Source organism: Candidatus Omnitrophota bacterium, assembly GCA_026387175.1.
Taxonomy (GTDB): Bacteria; Omnitrophota; Gorgyraeia; order 2-01-FULL-45-10; family 2-01-FULL-45-10; genus CAIMPC01.
This window is the reverse complement of sequence record JAPLME010000010.1, coordinates 1-20,990: the sequence shown is the minus strand read 5'-3', so window position 1 is coordinate 20,990 and position 20,990 is coordinate 1. Positions and strand designations below refer to the sequence as shown.

Here is a 20,990-nt window from a genome sequence, read left to right as displayed (position 1 = left end):
GCCCCTTCCCTTTCTTTTTAGTTAAACAATTACTTGTACAAATGGGAAAAAATAAACAACAAATACCCTTTTAAAAATATAAATTATTTTATTCCCAAACGCTCCTTTACAACATCCGCATACACTTTATTTATATGGCCCGTTTTCAGCCACCTCTGCAGCGTCGGCACCTGTATATCGATCTTCCTGGACAACTCATGAAGAGTGTATCCATTTTGCTCCTTGAACAACCTGACCTTTTCTATAAGCTCATTATTTACCATATTCCCTTGTCCTAGATACCATAAATAAAATGACGTTCCTTCTTCATGGAAGAATGGAACGTCATTGTTTTAAACACTACACGGTGTTTGTTTTACAAATCCAATGCTTTTAAGTATACAAGTAAAAAATGGTTAAATTTGGTAACTTTTTTATAAATTTTCTTTCTCAGCACCCCGCTAGAAAGTGATGAGAGCGTCCGTGCTGAATGTCAACTGATCGCGTTCGCCGGTACTAAAGACCGACCGGTCAGAGTGGTCGTAGCGAATTTCCGGACGGAAGAGCAAGTGGGATAGATTCTTGTCATTCGGGAACGGTTTTATGGCCACACCGCCTGTAACCTCATAGTAATTGGCGCCAACAGGCGCACCGGTGGAAAAACCCTGAGCGGCGTCTTTATACCACTCAAGCCGGGTGTTCAGCGTAAAATGGGGATCGATCGCATAGCTAGCATAACCAGCTACACCGCCCCACTGCTTGGCCTTATCTTGTAAGCCTGGGATTTTCGGAGTCTCAACATAGTCAGTGCCCAAGCCAAGGCTCAATTTGTCATCGATCTTCTGAGTGACAACCAAGTCCAAGGCGGTCCAATAGTCTTTGTGGTCACCTGGAGGTATATTGTGCCCAACAGCGATCGGGAATTCCGGGCCTTCTGTCATCACGAAAATAACGGAAGTCTTATCGCTGGGTGTCCATGTCGCACGGCCTAGAAAGTCAATAGCCTGGTTAGAATCACGAATAGACTGGTTCCATCCAAGCGTGAAGCCGGCATCAAATGTCCATTGAGGGTTCAGCACATAGGTAGCAAAAGCGCCCGTCTGCGTTCCGGGCTCGGCGTATAAGAACTGGTAACTATAGGAATAGAGCGCCCTCATAGGATCACCGAAAGCCCCGTAGATATTAGCACTGAATTGCTCGAAACCGGCTAGCTCAATCCATTTACCGACACGCAGTTTCACAGGTATATAAGGAAGTGCCGCATCCACATAGGCCTGGAGAAGGTCCCATTGGTTGTGACCCGTTTGGGTGTCCCACATACCATTCGAGTGGATGAAAGCGGCATCCGCACCAAATATACCCTCTATGCGGCCGCCCAGATCAAACTGTTTTTTTGTCGGATCGACCGTGCGTTCGACATTTAAACTTACCTTGTCAAGAGTGATATCGCTTTTGAAGTTGTTATATCCGATGAAAGTCGGACCGACTCCTTTACGGGGTGATGTGGCATCATAAAACCAACCGCCTTCAGCATAGCCGTAGATATTGATCCCCGCCTTGTTCAAGGGCTCGGCCAATCCTATCTTGTCCAAAGCGCTCATCAACGGCGCAAGTGACGGTCCATCCGCCGGTGTGGATGTAACTGCCGGTGCATTTTCATCAGCATACAGTAATGTGTTTGTAAATATTACCGCGAGCGCGCAGCAAGCTACGGCAACAATGAATTTAAAATTTTTCAACGGTCCCCTTGTTAACAGGTTCATGCTCCATCCTCCTTTATTTTATAACGAGCACATTATAGCATGTTTAACTATACCGCAATATCTCCTCTTTCAGCGGTGCGTATTCTCACGGCATCTGCTACCGGATAGATAAATATCTTCCCATCTCCAACTTCACCCGTAAAAGCGGCTTCACGGACAGCTTTAACTATATTATCGACATCTCCATCCTTAACCACAATCTCTATCCGCGCCTTGGTGATTAAATCCACTTTGTATGTTTTGCCCCGCACCTTTTGCTCTATACCCTTCTGTTTTCCATGGCCTTCGATCTCGGTAATCATGATACCGGGATGGCCCGCCCGATCCAGAGCAGTGCACACATCGCCGACTTTAGTCGGGCGAATAATCACTTCTATTTTTTTCATATTAATACCCCCGTTAAAAATATTTTTCTATTACTATACGGCGCAGATGCCTTTCTCTCCTGTTCGGACACGCATAGCCTCTGTCGCGTCAAGAACAAATATCTTTCCGTCCCCTGCCTGACCGGTATTCGTAGCGTCCCGTATAACGGCCATAATATGAGGGACGTCCCATTCCCTGACAACTACATCGACTCTTACCTTTGGTATGAAAGAGATCCTGTCGGTTTGAGGGCCGTTACCTGTCTGGCCTTTTTGCTTGCCGAACCCCTTTACCTTTGTTACCGTCATACCCTCTACCATCTCTTCTTCCTTTAAGATTTCAACTAATATGCCGAGCGATTCAGGGCGTATCATAGCCGAGACCATCTTTAAAGTATTAGTCTTCCTGAACGTGGTTATACCGATATATGCAAGACTTATGACGGCCCATGCGCCTGCTATGATAAAACATATCTTCGCTTCTGCCTTCGCGTCGGCATTACCTATTATATACAGATAAATTATCGCTACGGTCATGATCACGTTGGTTATGATGCCTAAAACCGGGATGATCCCGTGCTTCAAAATGTTAAAGTCCGCCCTTCTCTTAAAGGCGACTATTGTCCAAAAACAAGTGAGCCCATAAAGCACGAATGTGCCCAGGTTCGAGGCAAGCGTTATGCCTATCAGCCCTACAACCGATTGCACCCCGACAGCCGCTATTATAGAGGAGACTATAACCAGCACTACGATCGCCATGTGCGGTGTAATAAATTCGCCGTGTATAAAACTTAAGAAGTTAGGCAGCTCTCTGTGCTCCGCCATGCCGCAGGTCACGCGAACGGCCGTATTCATGCAGCTCAACGTAGTACCTATTATAGCGATGGCTACGGTGACTGCCATAGTGATCATCAGGCCAAATCCTATACCTCCGAGCATGCTATCGCCTATAAGCTTCGTAAGGTCGCCGATTGGCGCACCTGATGCCGCCGCGGCAGCTATTCCGTTAACCGCCGTCCCGGAAGCTGTGCCCGCCAATTTGTCACTGATCATAAAACCCGCCGCGAAATACTCTAACAGATACGCGAAGAGCCCCTGAATGATCAAAGAGAGTATGATCGCTTTAGGAATTGTGGTCTCGGGCTCCTTGGTCTCAGCGGCCAGAGAAGTGCAACTTTCAAATCCGACCAATATAAGGATAGCCAGAGTAGACTGGATCAGGACCCCTTCAAAAGTATGCGGACGCACCACATCCCAGGTTCCGCCGAAAGACCATTGAGAGGCATGCTGTGGATTCAAGATACGATAGCCGATAGCCAGGCCGCTGAATATAACTAATGTCACAAGCTGAATTATATTTATCCAGATAGAGGTAACGGTTGACCCCGTTATTCCACGGAAAGCAATGTAGCCTATTACAGCCGCAAAGACGGTTCCTATGATAACCAGGTTTACGCTTGATAACGTGTGTCCTGTAAACTGTGTATAGATGTACCCTATCATAGTGGCCATCATAGCGACCATGATCCCGGGATATACCCAGTAGAAGAGGTGGGCTGCCCATCCTGTAACAAGCTTCGCGATGCGGGCTAATGAATGTGGTGTAGTAAATCTCTTATTTTCGCCTTCTCCATCCAGGAAAGCTCTTTCAGCGAAATAACAACAGCTAGCGAATCCGGCTTCAGGATATATCTTTGCGAGCTGGGCATATGAAAGAGCTGTAAGAAACGCTACGATCAGCGCTACGACTATACCCGCCCACGTATCATTTGCCACGGATGTTCCGTTCGGAGCGGTAGCAGCGGCTTGCAGCTGGTAGCTGATCCACAAAAAAGCGCCGGGCGCGATCAGCGCCATAGCATTCATAGTCGCGCCCAATAGCCCAAGCTTGGGCTTTACCGGACTTACCTCTATCATTCCTTTTTCATACATGTTCAGGCCCTCCTCGTTCATATTTACTTACACATTCAGCCGATAAAAATTAAAAAGCGCCATTCCATCCATCGTGGATAAAATGACGCCACAGTCTTACATCTGATTGAAAAATAAAAACGGCGTTCCTTATCATCTTGGAACGCCTATGTCTCTTTTCGCAGCTATGCGAGCCTACATTAATACAAGTAAAAAAAGGTTGATCCTGGTAACCTTTATCTTAAGCACAGTTAACCGGCCTGTATCGGCATTACCATAAAAGGCATACCCTCTTGATGCAATCTTTTCTGCACCGCAAAGGTCACATGATTATACAGGAATTTGTCCAGATAGCTTTCCTCATCGAAAACTATCTGTCCGCCGAAAAATATACAGTTCGGATATTTCTCGTAGACCTTGCGCGCCATCGTGGATATCTCGTCTATGACATGCGGACCTATCGCGGAATATGTCGTCGCAAAAAATCCCTGCTCGCGCATATAATTTTCATATCGCGACAGATCGACGCTGATCTTCTCCTTCAGGGCATCTATCGCGTCGGTTCCCTTAAAGCTGCCCGCGTCTATTATCCCCGCCTCCATAAACACAAAATTCTTAAACGTATCGCCGAAGAGCCTCACTACGCTGAATAATGTATGCAGCCCCATGCCGTTGAATCCATTGACCAGTATAACCGCCGTCTTCGAAGTCTCATCAAAACCTGGAACGCTCTGTTTGACATCCGAACTTTTTTCCTGGTATGCCTCGACCGTATATACAAGCTTATCAAGCCTTTTCAATATTTTCTGCGTCCTGCGATAATATCTTTTCACGCCCGCCGCGACGGCTACCAATGATCCTGTCATGATAAGCGTTATCCATCCGCCCTCGCCGAACTTGATCACGATGACCATAACAAGAATAAATACCGTCAATATCAGGCCTATACCGTTCACGGCAAGCCTTCTCCTCCATGGGTCCGGGCCGAACCGGCTTTTCCACCAATGACGAACCATGCCGGCCTGAGAAAGACAGAATGTTATAAAGACGTTTATGCTATACAGGACGACGAGGAACTTGACAGAGCCGCGGCTGAATATCATCAGGGTAAGCGAGGCTAAACCCATCAGGACTATTCCATGCTTGATCACAAAGCGTTCGCTTAAAAGCGCGAACTGGAACGGAAACCAGCGGTCGGCCGACATGTTCGCCAGAACACGGGGCCCGTCCAGAAAACCTGTCTGCGCGGCCACAAAAAGCAGAATGCCCTCAGATAAAAGCGTGATGAGAACGAATGTGCCGCCGATATGGGGATCCCATCCGGCAGTTACGCTTCCCATTAAAACGGCATTGAGGGTCTTGCCGGGCACATGCTGTACCCTGTAGAGAAGGTAATTGACCATAAGGCCGAATGCCATGAAAGCAAGAGAAATTGCCATATAGAACATCGTCTTTTTCGCGGTCTTCACCTGCGGCTCCCGCAAAATAGGCACACCGTTACTGACCGCTTCTATACCTGTGTACGTTCCGGCTCCCATGCTGTATGAACGCATTATCAGCAGGACTATACCCATCGTGCCTAATTGAGAATATGTCTGTCCGATGTCGGCCCTGGTGGATTGGGCAAGGGCTCCGAAATCCATGAGGTGAGTGAAAAATCCGTATAAAATGGCAAAGACATGGGCGATAATGAAGGTGAGAAATATGGGCACAAGGGGTAGAACGGATTCTTTAACGCCCTTCAGGTTTAATACTATCAGAAGAAGAAGGCCGCATACGGCAAAAGGAAGTTTATAGATGATCCAACTTGGCGGCAGAAAACTGAATATCGCGTCGGCGCCGCTTGATATGGAAAGGGTGATCGTCAATACGTAATCTATCAGAAGGGCGCAGCCGGATATCATGCCGAGCTGCGGAGAAAGAAGCTTACTCGCGACGAGATATCCTCCGCCTCCCCCGGGGAAGAGCTCGACTATCTGACTGTAGCTTGCGGCTATTATCAAAATGGTCAACGCCGTGCCGATTGCTACAAATATACCCAGGAATATATGGCCTTGAAGCGCAAGAAAAGCTTCTTCCGGACCGTAACATGAGGAAGACAATCCGTCAGCGCCGAGGCCGATCCATGCAAAAAAGGCGATCAGGGAAAGCCTGTGGAAGAGCCGCGGGTCTTTTATGTCACAGGCTCTGCCCAACACAAAACACTTGATCCTGTTTATCTTATCCCTTAATCTATTAGACATAATTTTGGTACTCTACTTTATTAAAAAGCCTCTGCTTACATAGCAGAGGCTTTGTTGATATATTATACCTAATATATCAAAAGTCAATGAAATTGAGGTTTTTGTCATTCGGGAACGGTTTGATAGCTAATCCCTCCGTTATTTCGTAATAATTGGCACCGACAGGCGCACCGGTGGAGAAACCGCCAGCCGCATCTTTATACCATTCCAGGCGGGTATTCAGGGTAAGATGCGGATCAAGCGCGTAACTGGCATAGCCGGCAACACCTCCCCATTGTTTGGCCTTATCCTGTAATCCGGGGATCTTCGGAGTCTCAACATAGTCAGTGCCCAGGCCGAGGCTCAATTTGTCATTGATCTTCTGGGTGATAACTAAGTCCAGGGCAGTCCACCAGTTGGCGTTATCACCGGGAGACAGATTGTGTCCGACGCCGATCGGGAACTCCGGGCCTTCCGTCATCGTGAAAATAACGGTAGTCCTATCGCTGGGCGTAAAAGTCGCGCGGCCCAGGAAATCGAGAGCATGATTGGCATCGCGAAGTGATTGGTTCCAACCTAAAGTGGTACCAACGTCAAACGTCCATTGCGGATTCAGCACGTAGGTGGCCAGAAGACCGGTCTGAGTGCCCGGCTCAGCATAGAGGAACTGGTAACTATAAGAATATAGCGCCCTGGCCGGATCACCGAAAGCTCCGTAAATATTTGCGCTGAATTGCTCGAAACCGGCGAGCTCGATCCATTTACCGAATCGGAGCCGTACCGGTATATAAGGGAGAGCCGCATCCACATAGGCCTGGAGAAGGTCCCATTGGTTGTGACCCGTTTGAATATCCCACATACCATTCGAGTGGATGAACGCGGCATCCGCGCCAAAGATACCTTCTATACGGCCGCCCACGTCAAACTGTTTTTTTGTTGGATCGACCGTGCGTTCGACATTCAAACTTACTTTATCAAGAGTGATATCGCTTTTGAAGTTGTTATATCCGATGAAGGTTGGGCCCGATCCTTTATGAGGCGAAGTGGCATCATAAAACCAACCGCCTTCAGCATAGCCGTAGATATTGATTCCTGCCTTGTTCAATGGTTCGGCCAGTCCTATCTCATCCAAAGCGTTCATCAGCGGCGCATTTTCATCAGCGTGCAGTAATGTATTGGTGAATGTTATCGCAAGCACGCAACAGACCGCGATAATAACGAATTTGATCATTTTCATATTGGATCCTCCTTCCTGTCCTAACTATTATAAATACAACGACGTTCCTTCTTCTATGAAGAATGGAACGTCGTTGTATTAAAACACTGCCTAGTGCTTATTTTACAAATTCAATACTTCTGACTATACAGGTAAGAAATAGCTGACCTTGGTAACCATTTTTACAAGTGCTCTCATCTATGTCTCTTATATCATTTAAAACGCCCAGTTAGCAATAACCATGAATTCCATTGGTTTCTTATTACCGTTATAGTTGCCGAGACCTACCTGAAGCCCGTCGAGAGATTTCGTGTAATTAACAAGCCCCAGTTGAAACCCGTGCATCTCCCCGGCATAATTAACAAACCCTCCCTGGAAACCCCGCATCGAGGCTGTATTATAATTTACTACGCCCAGCTCTATGCCTGAAGACTGGCCCTTTGAGATATTTACGACACCGGCTTGTATGCCGTGCATGAATCCCTCTGCCCAATTTACAAGTCCCCACTGTAAGCCGGTAAAATCGCCTTCCACAACATTGGCCATGCCGTATTGCATACCGACAAAACGTTTTCCGGTATGATTGACTATGCCAATTTGCCCGCCACAGGCAGCGCCCTCAACCCAGTTCCCAAGGCCGATCTCAACACCGGACGCATCGTTCGTAGCCCTGTTCACGCCTAGCCATACAAGGCTCAATCCGGTTACATCTTTATTAACTGTGTAAAATAAACTAAGACGCGCTCCTTTAATGGATTCCTGCTCAGGAACGAGTTGGACAGGATTGAATACCGCCAGCTGGATGGGCTTGGCCTCTTCGGCTTTAGCAAAATACGGCATTACAACTAAACATGCTAAAACTAAAACTATGATCTTCTTCATTGCGCCACCTTTCCTCATTGTCAATACCGCGTTACCGATCGCCAAAAACAGCAATAAAAGCTAATCACAAAACAAGAAATTCTTAAAAGACCATACGTTCTTTCTGTCAAGGCATAGATTGGGGTTTTCCTTAAAGAAGATCTGATAATTTTTAAGCGGTGTCCAGTCTGAAGGAGTTGACACAAATTTTCCCAGATACGGGCGCGCTATGTTAAGAATGTACTCATATGGAAGATCATCCGGCATACAGATCCCTTTTTGCGGATTTTCCAGCATCCACATAACCGCTGATACTGCCCCTATAGCTACCTGTATCGTTGTCGCGTTTTGATGAGGAATGAGCCTGCGCGACTCTTGAATACTGAGTACGCTTCCGGTCCACCAGGAGTTATACTGATGCCCCATGATAAGAGCTCCCAGTATATCGTCGCCTCCAATGATCTCATCGCTCATGATCCTCAATTGTTTCTGAAGATCATAATTTCTGCTCCTGAGCTCATAAAGAGATGTTATCGTTTCGTTGCACGGCATATACGCATAATGCACCGTGGGGCAATAGACCGTCTTCCCTTTTTCTCTGACGGTAAGGTGATCTGAAATACTTGCCGCTTCCGCATGGCGTATAACCATCCCGATTATCTCTTCACTGGGAACCCAGGACCGGACCCACGTATTCATTCCCATCTGAGACAGAAATATCTGATTTTTGCTATTCGAGGGTGGAAACGTCGAGAATAACGGTATATCCGTTTCGTGGGTCCCCCATCCCATTTCCGCGGGAGCGATCCCCTCCTCTCTTAGACCTTCGATGCTCCATGTCCCCACAAATTCATTATGCCTTTTAGGTATATTTGTTATCTGCGTGTCGTGTTCACTTATATGAATAACCTTGACCTTCAGCTCCCTCGCCAAATAAGAGAATATCTTTGCCTTAAGGCATTCCTTGATCCTGTGTTTTATCTTCGGCGAAATATTATTTTCGTCTAATAATTTTTGGGCTATATCGGCAAGGCCCTTTTTTGTGAAATGAGAGATGAGCCCCGGGTTCGCGCCATGGTCCAAAATCGCCGTCGTCATAGGCCTCTTCCATCGGGACGCTACTTTCTGTATTTCTTTCTGACGGTAATATAGAGATTTCTGAAACGGGGTTTTGCTGTGAATATCGGCATACGGATCCCATTGCTCTACAGATGTATTGATATACAAAACTTTGTTCTCATGGCACCAGCTAAGCATCTCAACGCAATCTATATTCCACGATAAGTCGATTATAATGCCGCCGGGAGACACATGTTCCGATAGGACTTGCGAAATATTAAGAGGGGTGATTTTTTCCTGGAAGAATTTTATTCCGCGCTTAATCCAGCGCGAGAGCTCTTTCCTTTTATCTGTAAAATCGACTATTGTAATATTTTTGTACGGTATAGAGATATGCTTGAGGAGGATAGGTAAAACGCAGCGTGCTACTGATCCGTATCCGATCATCAAAACTTTATTTTTAAATATCATCCCAACAAAATAATATCACATATATAAAATTTTGGCAAACCCGAAAGAGGAGTGGTATAATCCTCTCAATGACTCTTATCCTGTCGGAAAAAGACGTTAAAAAAGTGATCGGCATTAAAGACGCCATTAAGGCGGTTGAATCGGCCTTCCGGGAATATGGAAAAGGCATGACTCAAATGCCCGCCAAGATATATCTGCACCTCGCCGGACATAACGGCGATTTCAGGGCGATGCCCGCATATATAGAGCGGACCGGCGCATGCGCCCTTAAGTGGGTCAACGTCCATCCCGGAAACAAAAGATTCAACCTTCCTACGGTAATGGCAATAATAACCTTGAGCGATCCGCGTAACGGATATCCATTATGTATAATGGCCGGTTCATATGCCACTGCTTTAAGGACAGGGGCCGCCGGCGCGGTGGCCGCCAAATACCTGGCCAGAAAAGATTCCAAAATTGCCGGAATGGTCGGCTGCGGCGCGCAGGCAGAATCTCAATTAAAAGGGCTGCTGGAAGTCGTTCGTTTAAAAGAAGTCAGGGTATGGGGTAAGCTCGGCTCCGACGCCGTGAGTTTTGTACGGAATATGAAAAGACCCGGCTTGAAGTTCACTGTAGCAAAAGATATAGAAAATTGCGTAAGGCCTAGCGACATAGTCATTACCACTACCCCCTCAAGAAAGCCGATCGTTAAGCTGGAGTGGCTGAAAAAAGGCTGCCATATAAACGCTATCGGCGCCGATGCGGAAGGAAAAGAGGAGCTTGATCCGGCAATCCTTAAAAAAGCTAAAATAGTGATCGATTCATGGGAACAGGCCTCCCACAGCGGAGAGATAAATGTGCCTCTCAGCAAGAAGCTGATTTCCAGACAGGATATTTACGCCGATATAGGCGAAATTATAAATGGGACTAAACGCGGCCGGATAAATCCCCAGGAGATAACGGTCTTTGATTCGACAGGGCTTGCTATACAGGATGCGGCCGTTGCGGATTTTGTTTACAGGGGCGCTCTCCGCCGCCGTATCGGGAAAAGGATGGACCTGATCCCTAAATCTTAACAACGGAGAGCCCATCAATACAATAGAACCGATCCTATCGAAGATAAGCAGTTTTCTCTGGGGACCCCCGCTCCTCATCCTTCTCTTCGGGACGCACCTTTTCCTGACATTCCGCCTTAAGTTCATGCAGGTGTTTATAGGCAGAGCCCTCAAGCTCTCCTTCACGAAAAAAAGTCATGCTAAGGGAGATATCAGCCATTTCGGCGCGCTGATGACCGCGCTTGCCGCGACGATCGGAACGGGCAATATCGTGGGCGTCGCTTCTGCGGTGGCTCTGGGCGGGCCCGGCGCCGTATTGTGGATGTGGCTCACCGGCGTCTTCGGAATGGCTACGAAATTTTCCGAGGCGGTGCTCTCCATAAAATACAGGATAAGAAACGATCGCGGTGAATATTGCGGCGGACCGATGTATGTGATTGAAAAAGGCATGCGTCAGAAATGGCTGGGGATCCTTTTCGCCGGTTTTACCGCCATTGCGGCTTTCGGCATCGGCAACATGGTGCAGGCCAATTCCGTAGCCGTCTTGCTTAAAGATACATTATCGATACCTCTCTGGATAAGCGGTATAATCATGACCGTCTTAACGGCATTCGTGATACTAGGCGGGATAAAATCCATCTCCCGCGCCTGCGAATGGATGGTCCCGTTCATGGCCATCTTTTATGTGATCGGCTGCCTTATTATATTATTTTTGAATTTAAATTCACTGCCGAAAACTATCTCGCTGATATTTTCTTCCGCTTTTACGGGCCAGGCAGCGGTGGGAGGGTTTCTCGGCGCCGGCATGCGCGAGGCCATACGTTATGGAATAGCCCGCGGGTTATTCTCCAATGAGTCGGGGCTCGGAAGCGCGCCGATAGTCGCGGCTGCCGCGCGGACGAAGAACCCGATCCAGCAGGCGCTGGTTTCATCCACAGGCACATTCTGGGATACGGTGGTCATATGCGCGATGACCGGCCTTGTTGTAGTCAATTCCGGAGCATGGACAAAAGGGCTGAATGCCGCATTATTAACTAAGGAGGCTTTTTCGCAGATCCCGGTAATAGGGCCGGCTATCCTGACTATCGGGCTTTTGATATTTGTATTTTCCACTATTATCGGATGGTCTTATTATGGGGAGAAAGCGATCGAATATCTCTTAGGTATAAAGGCAATCCTGCCTTACCGCTGGTTATGGGTAATAAGCGTAATGATCGGTTCGATAACAGTCCTTCCGGTCGTATGGACGTTTGCGGATATCGCAAATGCTTTAATGGCTGTTCCCAACCTCGTATCGCTCATTGCCCTAAATGGCGTGATAGTGGCGGAAACGAAGCGGCATCTATTCCTGCCTGTCTCAAGAGCAAAAAGATTGCGCGTCAGAAAGCTTAACCCAAGAAGAGGTCGTAAACTTTGAAAACGCTTTTTTGGACTAAGGCCGAACGTTTTAGTGGGGTCGCTGGCTCAAGGACGTTAGAACTTGTTTTATGGCGGCTTAACTCTTATTCCCTTAGAAACTATACCTTACATCCAGAGTGCCGTAATGTTCATAGTAGTCTGCCTTGAAAATGAAGTCATAGTCTAAGCCGAGGGTGACATTGTATTTTGTCTTAAAGTCGAGTCTGACGCCGAAATCCCACTCTGATTGCGCCGGAGAGAAGCCGTTCGTCCCGAAGGCTGAACCGCCGCCCGCAAAACTTGCCGTCGAGGCCTGAGCATCGCCTACCCAGTCATATAGCCATTTGAAATGCAGATCGGGTGTGAGTGTCCCCCATTTATTTTCAAATGGGCATGCTACTTTGGCACCAAACCCCGTCTGGGCCATGTCATAATCCTGAGAGACAACACTTAGATCAAGTGCACCGGCATTTGATTCAGTATAGCTACCGGTATGTAGATGCATATATTGGAATGAGGCAAGCGGTGTCAAGCTGATATTTTTGTAGAAGAAAGAGTAACCGCCTTCTACATATCCCGAATACTGTTGTCCGTTATAATCTGCGTTAGCAGTACGTGATATAATGCCGGCTGTGACCTGACGGGAACCATTATAAAGGTTATAGATAAACGTAAACGCGGCATCGACATAAAAAGGAAGAGTATTATTTTCATAATCGCAATATATGGTAGCCGGTATACTATCTATATCGGTCCTGCCCGAGAAGTCCTTTGAGCGGACAAAAGTCTGGCCGTAACCGGTGCCGAGTCCGGTACGGAACGAATCATTGCAGAGCGACTTGTCGGCACCGCCCGAAATACCCCATGAGGTTGCGTTGTAACCGTTACTTGTGCCGCGGGGGCCCTGATGGGCGTAGTCCCCCAACCCTTGCGCCCATATATCGATACCGTTAAGGTAATCATCACCTGTCGCGATACCGGTAGCGCCTCCTGTAGTGCGCACATTTTCAAGATGCGTTTCCATATTAGTGACAAAATTATTGAGCATCGCTGTCGAGGCTTGAGTTGTCGCACCGTCAGTAGCAGGAGTCATGCTATTTTCGGAAGAAGCGACCTGACCCGGTGTTGATAATGTGAGCGCATTGAGAACCGTGGTCATATCTGCGGACGGGTTAGTGATATTGGAAAGAACTGCACCTACGGCGGCACCGTTAGAACTGGAAGTGGCTGTGCTAAAATTAGTATTCGCGGTAAGGACAAGATTATTGTTGGAGATCGCGCCGGAGAATGTCACGTAAGGATTGCTTGAGTTAATGGTCCCGGGGGCGACGTTTCCTGCAATGCCCGCGCCGGTTGTATTCACAATCGTCATCGTTGCGCCGTTTGGTATGTAGCCACCGATATTGACATAGACATTGCTGGCCGCATCGAGTGTCGGCACGACAGCAGTGGTCATAGAACCAAAATTCCCTGCCGAAGCGGAGTTCGCTGTAAGCGCCAGCGTTGAGCCGGCATTCTGCGTATACTTACCTGTTATCGTGAGAGGTGCCGTGTCAAGATTCAACGTGGCGCTGTTCGTAACGGCTCCTACGCTCACGGCCCTGGCATTGCCGACAGTAAGCGTGCCGCCGGTAATTGTCGTGGCTCCCGTATATTCGTTGGCTGCGTTGAGCGTTACAACGCCTGCGCCGGTTTTGTTCAGCCCTCCGGCTCCGGCAAGTATCGCAGAAACGGTGCCACTCTGCATATCAAACGTATTCGGGCTGGTTAGTTTTCCGGTTGTACCGCTGATACCGCCGCTCGTCATCTGGACGTTGGTGGCGGTCTGATTGAACGTTTGGATATCTAAAGTGCCGCCGGCAACATCAAGATTGGTTACATTTATAGTGCCGCCTCCTCCCACCGTGGCAGTCCCGCCTTGAACAGTAAGAGTACCGCAAGTAGCAGTGACGCCCGGATTCACCATAAACGATGAATCCGAATATCCGTTCATGGTAAGTGAAGTCGTATTAAAGCCATTCCCATTTATTGTAAGAACAGGGGTAGTAAAATATTCTGTACCGTCGATGGTCGTCGTGGTCGCGGTTATGTTGCCTTCCAGAGTGGCGGTTCCGCCTTTAATAGCAATTGTGCCGCATGTCGCAGAGGCACCCGCATCTACTTTAAACGATGAAACTCCGTCCATGTCCAGCAAGGTCGTGTTAAAACGTGAAAGAGCTCCTTTTATTTCAAGGCTCGGACGATAGGTGGTATTTTCGATGCCGGATATATAGGTGTTTGTTGCTTTATAAGTGAAGCCCGCCAAATCAAAGATAACCGGGCCGCTTGCTATGAATAACTCCGCGTTGCTGGTGGGAAGCGGAGGAGCCGTCGCAAATGTGACTGTTGTTGCGTTCCCGGGGCCGTTGTTAAATACAGCCGTATCTGTTATGCCGGGCACTGCGTTGACATCCCAATTTCCGACGGTCGCCCAGTCGGTATCCGCACCCCCTCCGCCTGTCCATGTGTTAACTGGATCGGCGGTTAAGATAATAGGCAAGTGAGAGCCGGGAATAGTAGAACCGAGTTTCCACGTATCGCTGGAGGAATCATATAAATAATAGTCAATGCTGATGGTATCTTTGGCTACCGTATAGAGGGCAAATCCGTAATCCGAAAAATTCTGATAGACCATTGTTAAGTCCGGATCCGTCGTACCCGGCGTTGTAACAAGCGGCGCGCCGCCATTACCCGACATGTTCTGGTAAATAGTGTTCTGGGGGAAACTGCTATCCTTGGCTGTCCCCACCTGCAGATTGTGCACATGACAACACAAATACATCTTTACGCCGTTAGAGCCGAGAGAATTCCAGAATACATCACGAGCAGCTATTCCTTGCGCATTTGGAGAACCGTCCGGATTCGTAGTACCATAAAAGTCGCCCTCGGGATTGGTACCCCCACCGCTTTCCAGATCCACATAATATGCCGGCTCATGAGCCATAACGAAAGTATACCGCGTGGGCGCCGTCTCTTTAAGTTGTTGATTAAGCCATGCCTGGTCTATCTGATAATAGTGACTGGTGCCTTGCGCGGTTGAATTATAATAAAAGTATTGGTCCACTCCGATTACGCGAACCCATTTTTTATTAAGGCTGCTTTGGCTGCTAAGGTTCCAGGTAAATCCTGTCTGATTACCGTTACTATTCGCGTCATTCGGGCCGTTCTGGGGAACAGGCGACCCAACCGTGGGAGTAGTTGACCCAAAGGCAGTGTAGTAGGCAGCCTTTAAGGTTTCGCTCGTAGGCAAAAAATCGGTCACTTCGTTTTCGTGATTACCGCGCACCGTGTAGATGGGTATGGCGCCGAGCGATGTCATAGCAGTCTTCCAATAATTGAATTGTATTGAGTAGGGCTGGAGGTAAAATGCGCTGTCACCGTTTACGAGATCGCCGTTGACGAATACAGATGTCGGATTTAAAGAAGCCGCTTTAGCAGCTATTATGGGCAGATATTGGCTCACACCTGTTTGAGTTGGGTCATTGTCCCGCGTGTCTCCTATAACAGCGAATGACCAGTCATCTGTGCCGTAGGCGCGGTGAGCACATAGAGAACTACAAGAGAGTATTGCAATAAAAAACAGAAAAACTGATTTACGCATAGAAATTTTTAATTTTCTAAAATGAAATGTCCAAACCCGCGGTGGCTCCGTGAAAAAGCACGCTGGAATTGGAATTCACGGCGTGTGTATACACCCTGGTCGGATTATTAAATATATAGGTCTGGCATATCTGCCCGGGTGCCGTAGCGACGCCCGAGAGCCAGAGCACCTCATAGCCGAGCTTCAGCGTAATAGCACGGGTAACTTGATATTTGCACTGCAAACCGCCTTCGCCAACAAAGGCGGCATTATTAGCGGAGGCGCCCGATTCGTATACGGTCTTTGCGACACTGACCCCGGTTAACTCTGATGCATGGTTCAAAGCAACTATTAGGGCCATCCTACATGGGGACACCCTATATACTAAGATGTCACTTTGTGGGATGGCCCCATTTTCGACTTCCCTTTTAATCCGGTTATATTTTTTGCACCGGTCGATTCTTATGCCCCCACGATCATTATTCGTTATTTCTTCTTTATAAAATTAATTGCAGATTTAACAACTATTACCGTAACGCCGATTATTACCAAAGCAATGCTAATACCTGTAAGTATATCCAATCTTTTGACAACTTTTTCAAGTAAGCCGATCATAGTTTCAAACTCTTTACCATATGGCATTTGGACCTCCTATACATTAAGGATGGAAGATTCATAATCCAAAAATTAAAATTGGGCTGGCTAACGGAATTCGGCGACTTCGGCTCGCGGAGCTCGCCTCCGTCGCCAGCTCGGCCGCTGTCGCGCATAGCACTTTTCCTCGCTATTCGCTCGGCGCGGCCTCGCTTCGAATCCATGCAGTCACTGAGTGAGATGGGGTCCCTCTCGTATAAGCCGAGGGGAAACCTCTCTCTTTATATAGGTATCTATTATAGCCGAATCATTGGCAGAAACAAGCGAATTTTGCTATTTAGAGAGGTCTATTCCTCACCAAAATGTCCGTTTTGTCCGGTCATTTTTGGCTCAAAAAGTCGTAACTCTTTACAGCGCAAACCGATACAAAATGTCCACCGGCTTTAGCTGGACAAATGGATATTTATACTTTATTTTGAGAGCGTTGCCGGATGATTGCGGACAGAGCGCTATTTCCTTTCAAGGTAGAGATCTCGTAGGGCTTTCTGTCCGGCGGCATCTATACCCAACGCTTCGGAAAAGTAGTTCTCGATCGTGCCGTATTTTTTCTGAATTTCGTCAAACGCGGCATCGAGATATTCCGCCTTTACACTGAGGACGTCCATGGGAATCGCCCGCTTTCCACCGGCCGCGACAAAAGCATTGATCATTGTCTGATAGGCGGGGAGAATGTACTCGTTGCTGCGCAGGTAATCCTCCATGACCTTGTCCTTCGGCACGCCGAGCAATGTTAGTAGTGCGGCAGCGGCCCATCCGGTTCTATCCTTGCCGGCCGTGCAATGAAAGAGCGCGGGCAGTTGGTCCGGTTTGCCGAGCGAAACGAACAGTTGACGGTACGCCTGCTTTGCGCTCGGCAGGGAAATGAGTTCGCGATAAACCTGGGCAGACATGGCCTGGGCCTTGCCACCGCCGAGGACGACGTTCGCCTCCTTCGGGTTGTGTAAGAGCTCTTCGATTCGTGCCGCCACTGACTGCTTCTCATCGGCTAGCACGTTCAGCCAAACGTTCTGAACGCCGGGCAGTGACTCATCGGGGCTGGCGCTGCGCTCTTGGGCAGTGCGTAGGTCATAGTCGGCCACGAGGCCCAGCCGGGCAATCTTCTTTAGGTCATCCGGACTAATCGGGTTGAGTTGACTAGCGCGATACACAAGCCCTCTGCGCACGATGGCGCCATTGCGGGTTTTGTAACCGCCGATGTCCCGCAGGTTGGGTACTGAAGCGATGCCGAGACTTTGACCGGGCACGAGATTCAGTCCATTGATCTTATCGAACATGTTGCTAACGTCACCCACAAAGTCTATCCGCAACAGATCGATATCGCTGGAGACAATAGCAGAGGCGGACAGCTTGTTCAGGTCGATACTGGCAATCGTCGGATTATTCGCCGTGCGGAAATAAATCTGCTTGTTGTCGATGTCGGTCACGATCGTCCACTGCGTGCCACCGTGAGTAAACCCAGAAGGTACCGTAAGAAGCTGAGTGGCGGCGAAACCATAATTAATCGCCTGTGTCATATCCGCGGGCACGGGTAGATTCTTCCAGTAATACACACCGCGAACAAAACGATTGAGCGACTCAATGTCACCTGGGATGGCTAACTCGCCACCGAAACCATTATAGAGTTTGAGATGTTCGAGCGACTTGGCGTAAGTATCATTGGTCAGCACGGGAATCTCCGGGTTCCTGGTGACCTTTATTTTGCCGTCGATGAATTCGACTATCGCCGATTGTCCAGTGGAGTCGTGGAGGAACAGATGCAGTTTGATCTCGACCGATTCGGTCGGTGTGAATGTTATGCGGTATCGCTCGCCGGCCAAATCAGCAAGGGCTTCGTCGACGCTCTTAAAATTATCCAGCAGATACTGCGACAGCGAAGCAATATCCAAGGTTGTCTTGATTCCATCTTTAGGAAAAACTGAGGATCTCAGGAAATAAGTGCCTATTTTTAGACCAGCCTGATTAATGCCGTCTACACCCGCTTCATATACACCATTGGTTGATGATTTCGTTTTATTAAGAGAAGCGTTGAATGTCACAGATGCGTATTTGCTCGTCCATTTCAGAGGATGAGAATCTTGGGGTGCGTACTGGGCCTGTCTATCTATACCCGCGGGACTGTATCGTATAAAACCATTGCCGGCAGGGAAGTCAAAGTTGCGGGCCGAGATCTTGACTTTACCGCCCTTGTCTATAAAAACTTCCGAACAGGCCATCGCGTCAACGATTAAAACACCGAGTAAAAAAGCAACGCAAAATATTAATCTAAGAAAACCAATTCGTGCCCTTTTAGTCATATCATCTCCCACTTTGACACTCTAAAACAATATATTCACCGTAGCGTTGGCGCCCTGGCCCTTCATGGCATTCTCCCCGTAATATTGGTAGAAGTACCGCCCTACGATACTGACTCTATTCGGGATAAGCCAGATATCTACTTCGCCGCCAACGGAATGAACCATTTCATGATTGGATTTGCTATGTGCGCTGGTGCCAAAATCATTAGTCATCTGAAAATAGCTTGAACCGCTTACCGCAACTTCGAGCCACTTATTGAGGAACTGGTCTATGCCATATTCGAGGATCAAGTTCTGTCCGGGATATGTATCCTGTCCCGACATCCTGGTGTTGAATTCATACGTCGCATTGCACAAAACCGCTGTCGCCTTTTTATTAAAATAGTACAGGCCTCCAAAAGATATATCATGGCTCCAATATCCCAGGCCTACATTCGCCAGTTTGTTTTCCGCGTAATGTCCGGTAGGAGCATAAAAAGAATACGCTAAGACGATATCATAACGGTCGCTCCCCCAATCGAGCATTAGCGGGCGGACCATCAAATCGCCGAATCCTGAATCGGAATCTTCCACTTTTACGTGGCCGCTTGCCGATTTTACAGGCGTTCCGTTAATCGAAAGAGTTCCGTTTAGATCGGCGTCTATCTTCGTGTAAACATAATTATATGAAGGGGCTATCCCAACGGCATATTTGGCGCCTAAGATGTTAAAGTCTGAGCAATAGAAGAGCATAGGGTTTACATCGTAACTGAACATCTTAACGTTGATATCGGCTGTCGCGGTAACATCTGCCGTGATAGTATTATTGATAGTGACCGAACGATCTGCATTAAGCGGCTGGAGCTTCTTGCCATTATTGACCATATATTCGCCGCTCCAGTAGAATGGATTATATACGAGCACCGCGAAACCCTTGAACTGAGGAGGTATCACGAAGTCGCGAACATTCGCAAAGCCGGGCCTATAATGGCCCCCTTTAGCAAATGCAGGTTGAATAAAACTCAGCAAAAGCACCGGAATGATTATCGCTGTAAGTATTTTTTTCATTCCGACCTACTTAATTTTGCCAATTTTGTCCGCATCTCAGGGCTCAATTGTTTTATAAGCTCCGCATTGTATGAACCAGTAGGCATTGGTTTTATGGTTGGATCATTAGTTGGATTAAAATCATACATATCAGCACCGACTATCTGCTCTGCCGCAAGCGCATATGAACGCGATGTCGCAGCCAGCGACCCGTCTTTAACTGCCGGATCAACGTCGGTCGTAACGATTGAAATTGTATAGTCGCTGTTGAGGTAGATCTCAAAAGTCCGGAATTGTTGAGGGAAATCTCTTAACGATGAAGTTTCAACCTGCCAGAAGCCTTTTTCAGGAACGTTGGCTGGATCAGGTGATATGAATGCTTTAACGGTATTGATATGACGGTGTCCCGAGATCCACATGATCAGATTCGGATGGCTTTGAAGTTCAGTGATCAGGTCCGGCAGGGTTACAGCATTTTTAGGATCAGTCCACCAGCCCATCTCGGACGTAGGTGCAGTCACTTCAACGCCTATCGGTATGTGCGCAGCGATGATCATGAGCTGACCGGCAATATCACCATCCGCAAGTTCTTTTTTAAGCCAGTCCCAACGCATCTGATCAAGAAAGCCATGCCCATGGACATCGGCAGAACCATCATCTTCCCTCTGGGTATCGTCGAGCACGATAATCTTGATCGGTATAGTCGACTTAGGTACGAAGCTATAACAGGCAAAGCCCTTGTTAGCATCGGTCAAGTTGAAACCGTGACCGATCGGATTAGAAGATGTTGTAAAAAATTCTTTCATCCACTCCGTTCTCAAAAGTGACCTGCGTTCCGGATCGGGTACAACTTTCGGAGGGCTCTTGAAGTCTGCGACAGGTCCGGCGTATTTGATATCACCGTAAGGAGTCGAGCCATCGAGTATGCCCATATAATAATCAGATTTGGTTATGTTTGCAGGGTTGACGAGAGGATCTCCCATAGCTAAGACAGTGTCACTGATATAGGACTGTCGGAGGTCCTTTCTAGGGCCATCGTCCACAGGGAATGAACCGATCCAGAAATGATCGTGGTTGCCGAGGGTCTGATACCAGAGAATTGTCTTATCAAGCCCTGC

Annotated in this window: 16 protein-coding genes; 2 read left to right on the top strand and 14 right to left on the bottom strand. The window is 47.9% G+C overall.

Annotated elements, in window-relative coordinates; genetic code table 11:
- Positions 1 to 83: 83 nt before the first annotated feature.
- From NTY76_05620 to NTY76_05585, 8 genes are all read right to left on the bottom strand, one after another.
- A complete protein-coding gene (locus tag NTY76_05620; protein ID MCX5678571.1) occupies positions 84 to 263 on the bottom strand; it encodes a hypothetical protein in 180 nt (59 codons plus the stop codon).
- Positions 264 to 440: 177 nt separating this feature from the next.
- Positions 441 to 1,742: an outer membrane beta-barrel protein gene (locus NTY76_05615; GenBank protein MCX5678570.1), complete on the bottom strand. Its 1,302-nt coding sequence runs from the start codon at positions 1,740 to 1,742 to the stop codon at positions 441 to 443.
- A gap of 47 nt (positions 1,743 to 1,789) precedes the next feature.
- Positions 1,790 to 2,128 carry a P-II family nitrogen regulator gene (locus NTY76_05610; GenBank protein ID MCX5678569.1) on the bottom strand — a complete coding sequence of 113 codons (339 nt, stop codon included), beginning with the start codon at positions 2,126 to 2,128 and terminating at the stop codon, positions 1,790 to 1,792.
- A 33-nt stretch (positions 2,129 to 2,161) separates the two neighbouring features.
- Positions 2,162 to 4,039, bottom strand: a complete 1,878-nt coding sequence (locus NTY76_05605; GenBank protein ID MCX5678568.1) for an APC family permease — start codon at positions 4,037 to 4,039, stop codon at positions 2,162 to 2,164.
- A 230-nt stretch (positions 4,040 to 4,269) separates the two neighbouring features.
- A complete protein-coding gene (locus NTY76_05600) occupies positions 4,270 to 6,261 on the bottom strand; it encodes an APC family permease (protein MCX5678567.1) in 1,992 nt (663 codons plus the stop codon).
- Between the two features lie 76 nt (positions 6,262 to 6,337).
- Positions 6,338 to 7,477 carry an outer membrane beta-barrel protein gene (locus NTY76_05595; GenBank protein MCX5678566.1) on the bottom strand — a complete coding sequence of 380 codons (1,140 nt, stop codon included), beginning with the start codon at positions 7,475 to 7,477 and terminating at the stop codon, positions 6,338 to 6,340.
- Between the two features lie 195 nt (positions 7,478 to 7,672).
- The gene (locus NTY76_05590; protein ID MCX5678565.1) at positions 7,673 to 8,338 is read right to left on the bottom strand and encodes a hypothetical protein; all 666 of its coding nucleotides are present in this window, start codon (positions 8,336 to 8,338) and stop codon (positions 7,673 to 7,675) included.
- A 60-nt stretch (positions 8,339 to 8,398) separates the two neighbouring features.
- The gene (locus tag NTY76_05585) at positions 8,399 to 9,847 is read right to left on the bottom strand and encodes a saccharopine dehydrogenase NADP-binding domain-containing protein (GenBank protein MCX5678564.1); all 1,449 of its coding nucleotides are present in this window, start codon (positions 9,845 to 9,847) and stop codon (positions 8,399 to 8,401) included.
- 68 nt (positions 9,848 to 9,915) lie between these two features.
- Here NTY76_05585 and ala point away from each other — a divergent pair, with 68 nt between their 5' ends.
- Both ala and NTY76_05575 read left to right on the top strand, forming a co-directional pair.
- Positions 9,916 to 10,902 (top strand): alanine dehydrogenase, encoded by a 987-nt coding sequence (ala, locus tag NTY76_05580; protein ID MCX5678563.1) that lies wholly within the window; start codon positions 9,916 to 9,918, stop codon positions 10,900 to 10,902.
- 13 nt (positions 10,903 to 10,915) lie between these two features.
- Positions 10,916 to 12,298, top strand: coding sequence for a sodium:alanine symporter family protein (locus NTY76_05575; GenBank protein MCX5678562.1), 1,383 nt, complete (start codon positions 10,916 to 10,918; stop codon positions 12,296 to 12,298).
- Positions 12,299 to 12,391: 93 nt separating this feature from the next.
- Here the strand turns inward: NTY76_05575 and NTY76_05570 are convergent, their stop codons facing one another.
- From NTY76_05570 to NTY76_05545, 6 genes are all read right to left on the bottom strand, one after another.
- Positions 12,392 to 15,919, bottom strand: a complete 3,528-nt coding sequence (locus NTY76_05570) for an autotransporter domain-containing protein (GenBank protein ID MCX5678561.1) — start codon at positions 15,917 to 15,919, stop codon at positions 12,392 to 12,394.
- 16 nt (positions 15,920 to 15,935) lie between these two features.
- Positions 15,936 to 16,259 carry a BBP7 family outer membrane beta-barrel protein gene (locus tag NTY76_05565; protein MCX5678560.1) on the bottom strand — a complete coding sequence of 108 codons (324 nt, stop codon included), beginning with the start codon at positions 16,257 to 16,259 and terminating at the stop codon, positions 15,936 to 15,938.
- A 125-nt stretch (positions 16,260 to 16,384) separates the two neighbouring features.
- Complete coding sequence (locus NTY76_05560) at positions 16,385 to 16,540, bottom strand: hypothetical protein (GenBank protein ID MCX5678559.1); 156 nt, start codon at positions 16,538 to 16,540, stop codon at positions 16,385 to 16,387.
- Positions 16,541 to 17,001: 461 nt separating this feature from the next.
- A complete protein-coding gene (locus NTY76_05555; GenBank protein ID MCX5678558.1) occupies positions 17,002 to 18,846 on the bottom strand; it encodes a tyrosine-protein phosphatase in 1,845 nt (614 codons plus the stop codon).
- Between the two features lie 21 nt (positions 18,847 to 18,867).
- On the bottom strand, positions 18,868 to 19,893 hold the full coding sequence (locus tag NTY76_05550; GenBank protein MCX5678557.1) for a transporter: 1,026 nt from the start codon (positions 19,891 to 19,893) through the stop codon (positions 18,868 to 18,870).
- Positions 19,890 to 20,990: TIGR03768 family metallophosphoesterase (locus NTY76_05545; protein MCX5678556.1), on the bottom strand; the 1,101-nt coding region annotated here is incomplete at its 5' end. The genes NTY76_05545 and NTY76_05550, both read right to left, overlap by 4 nt.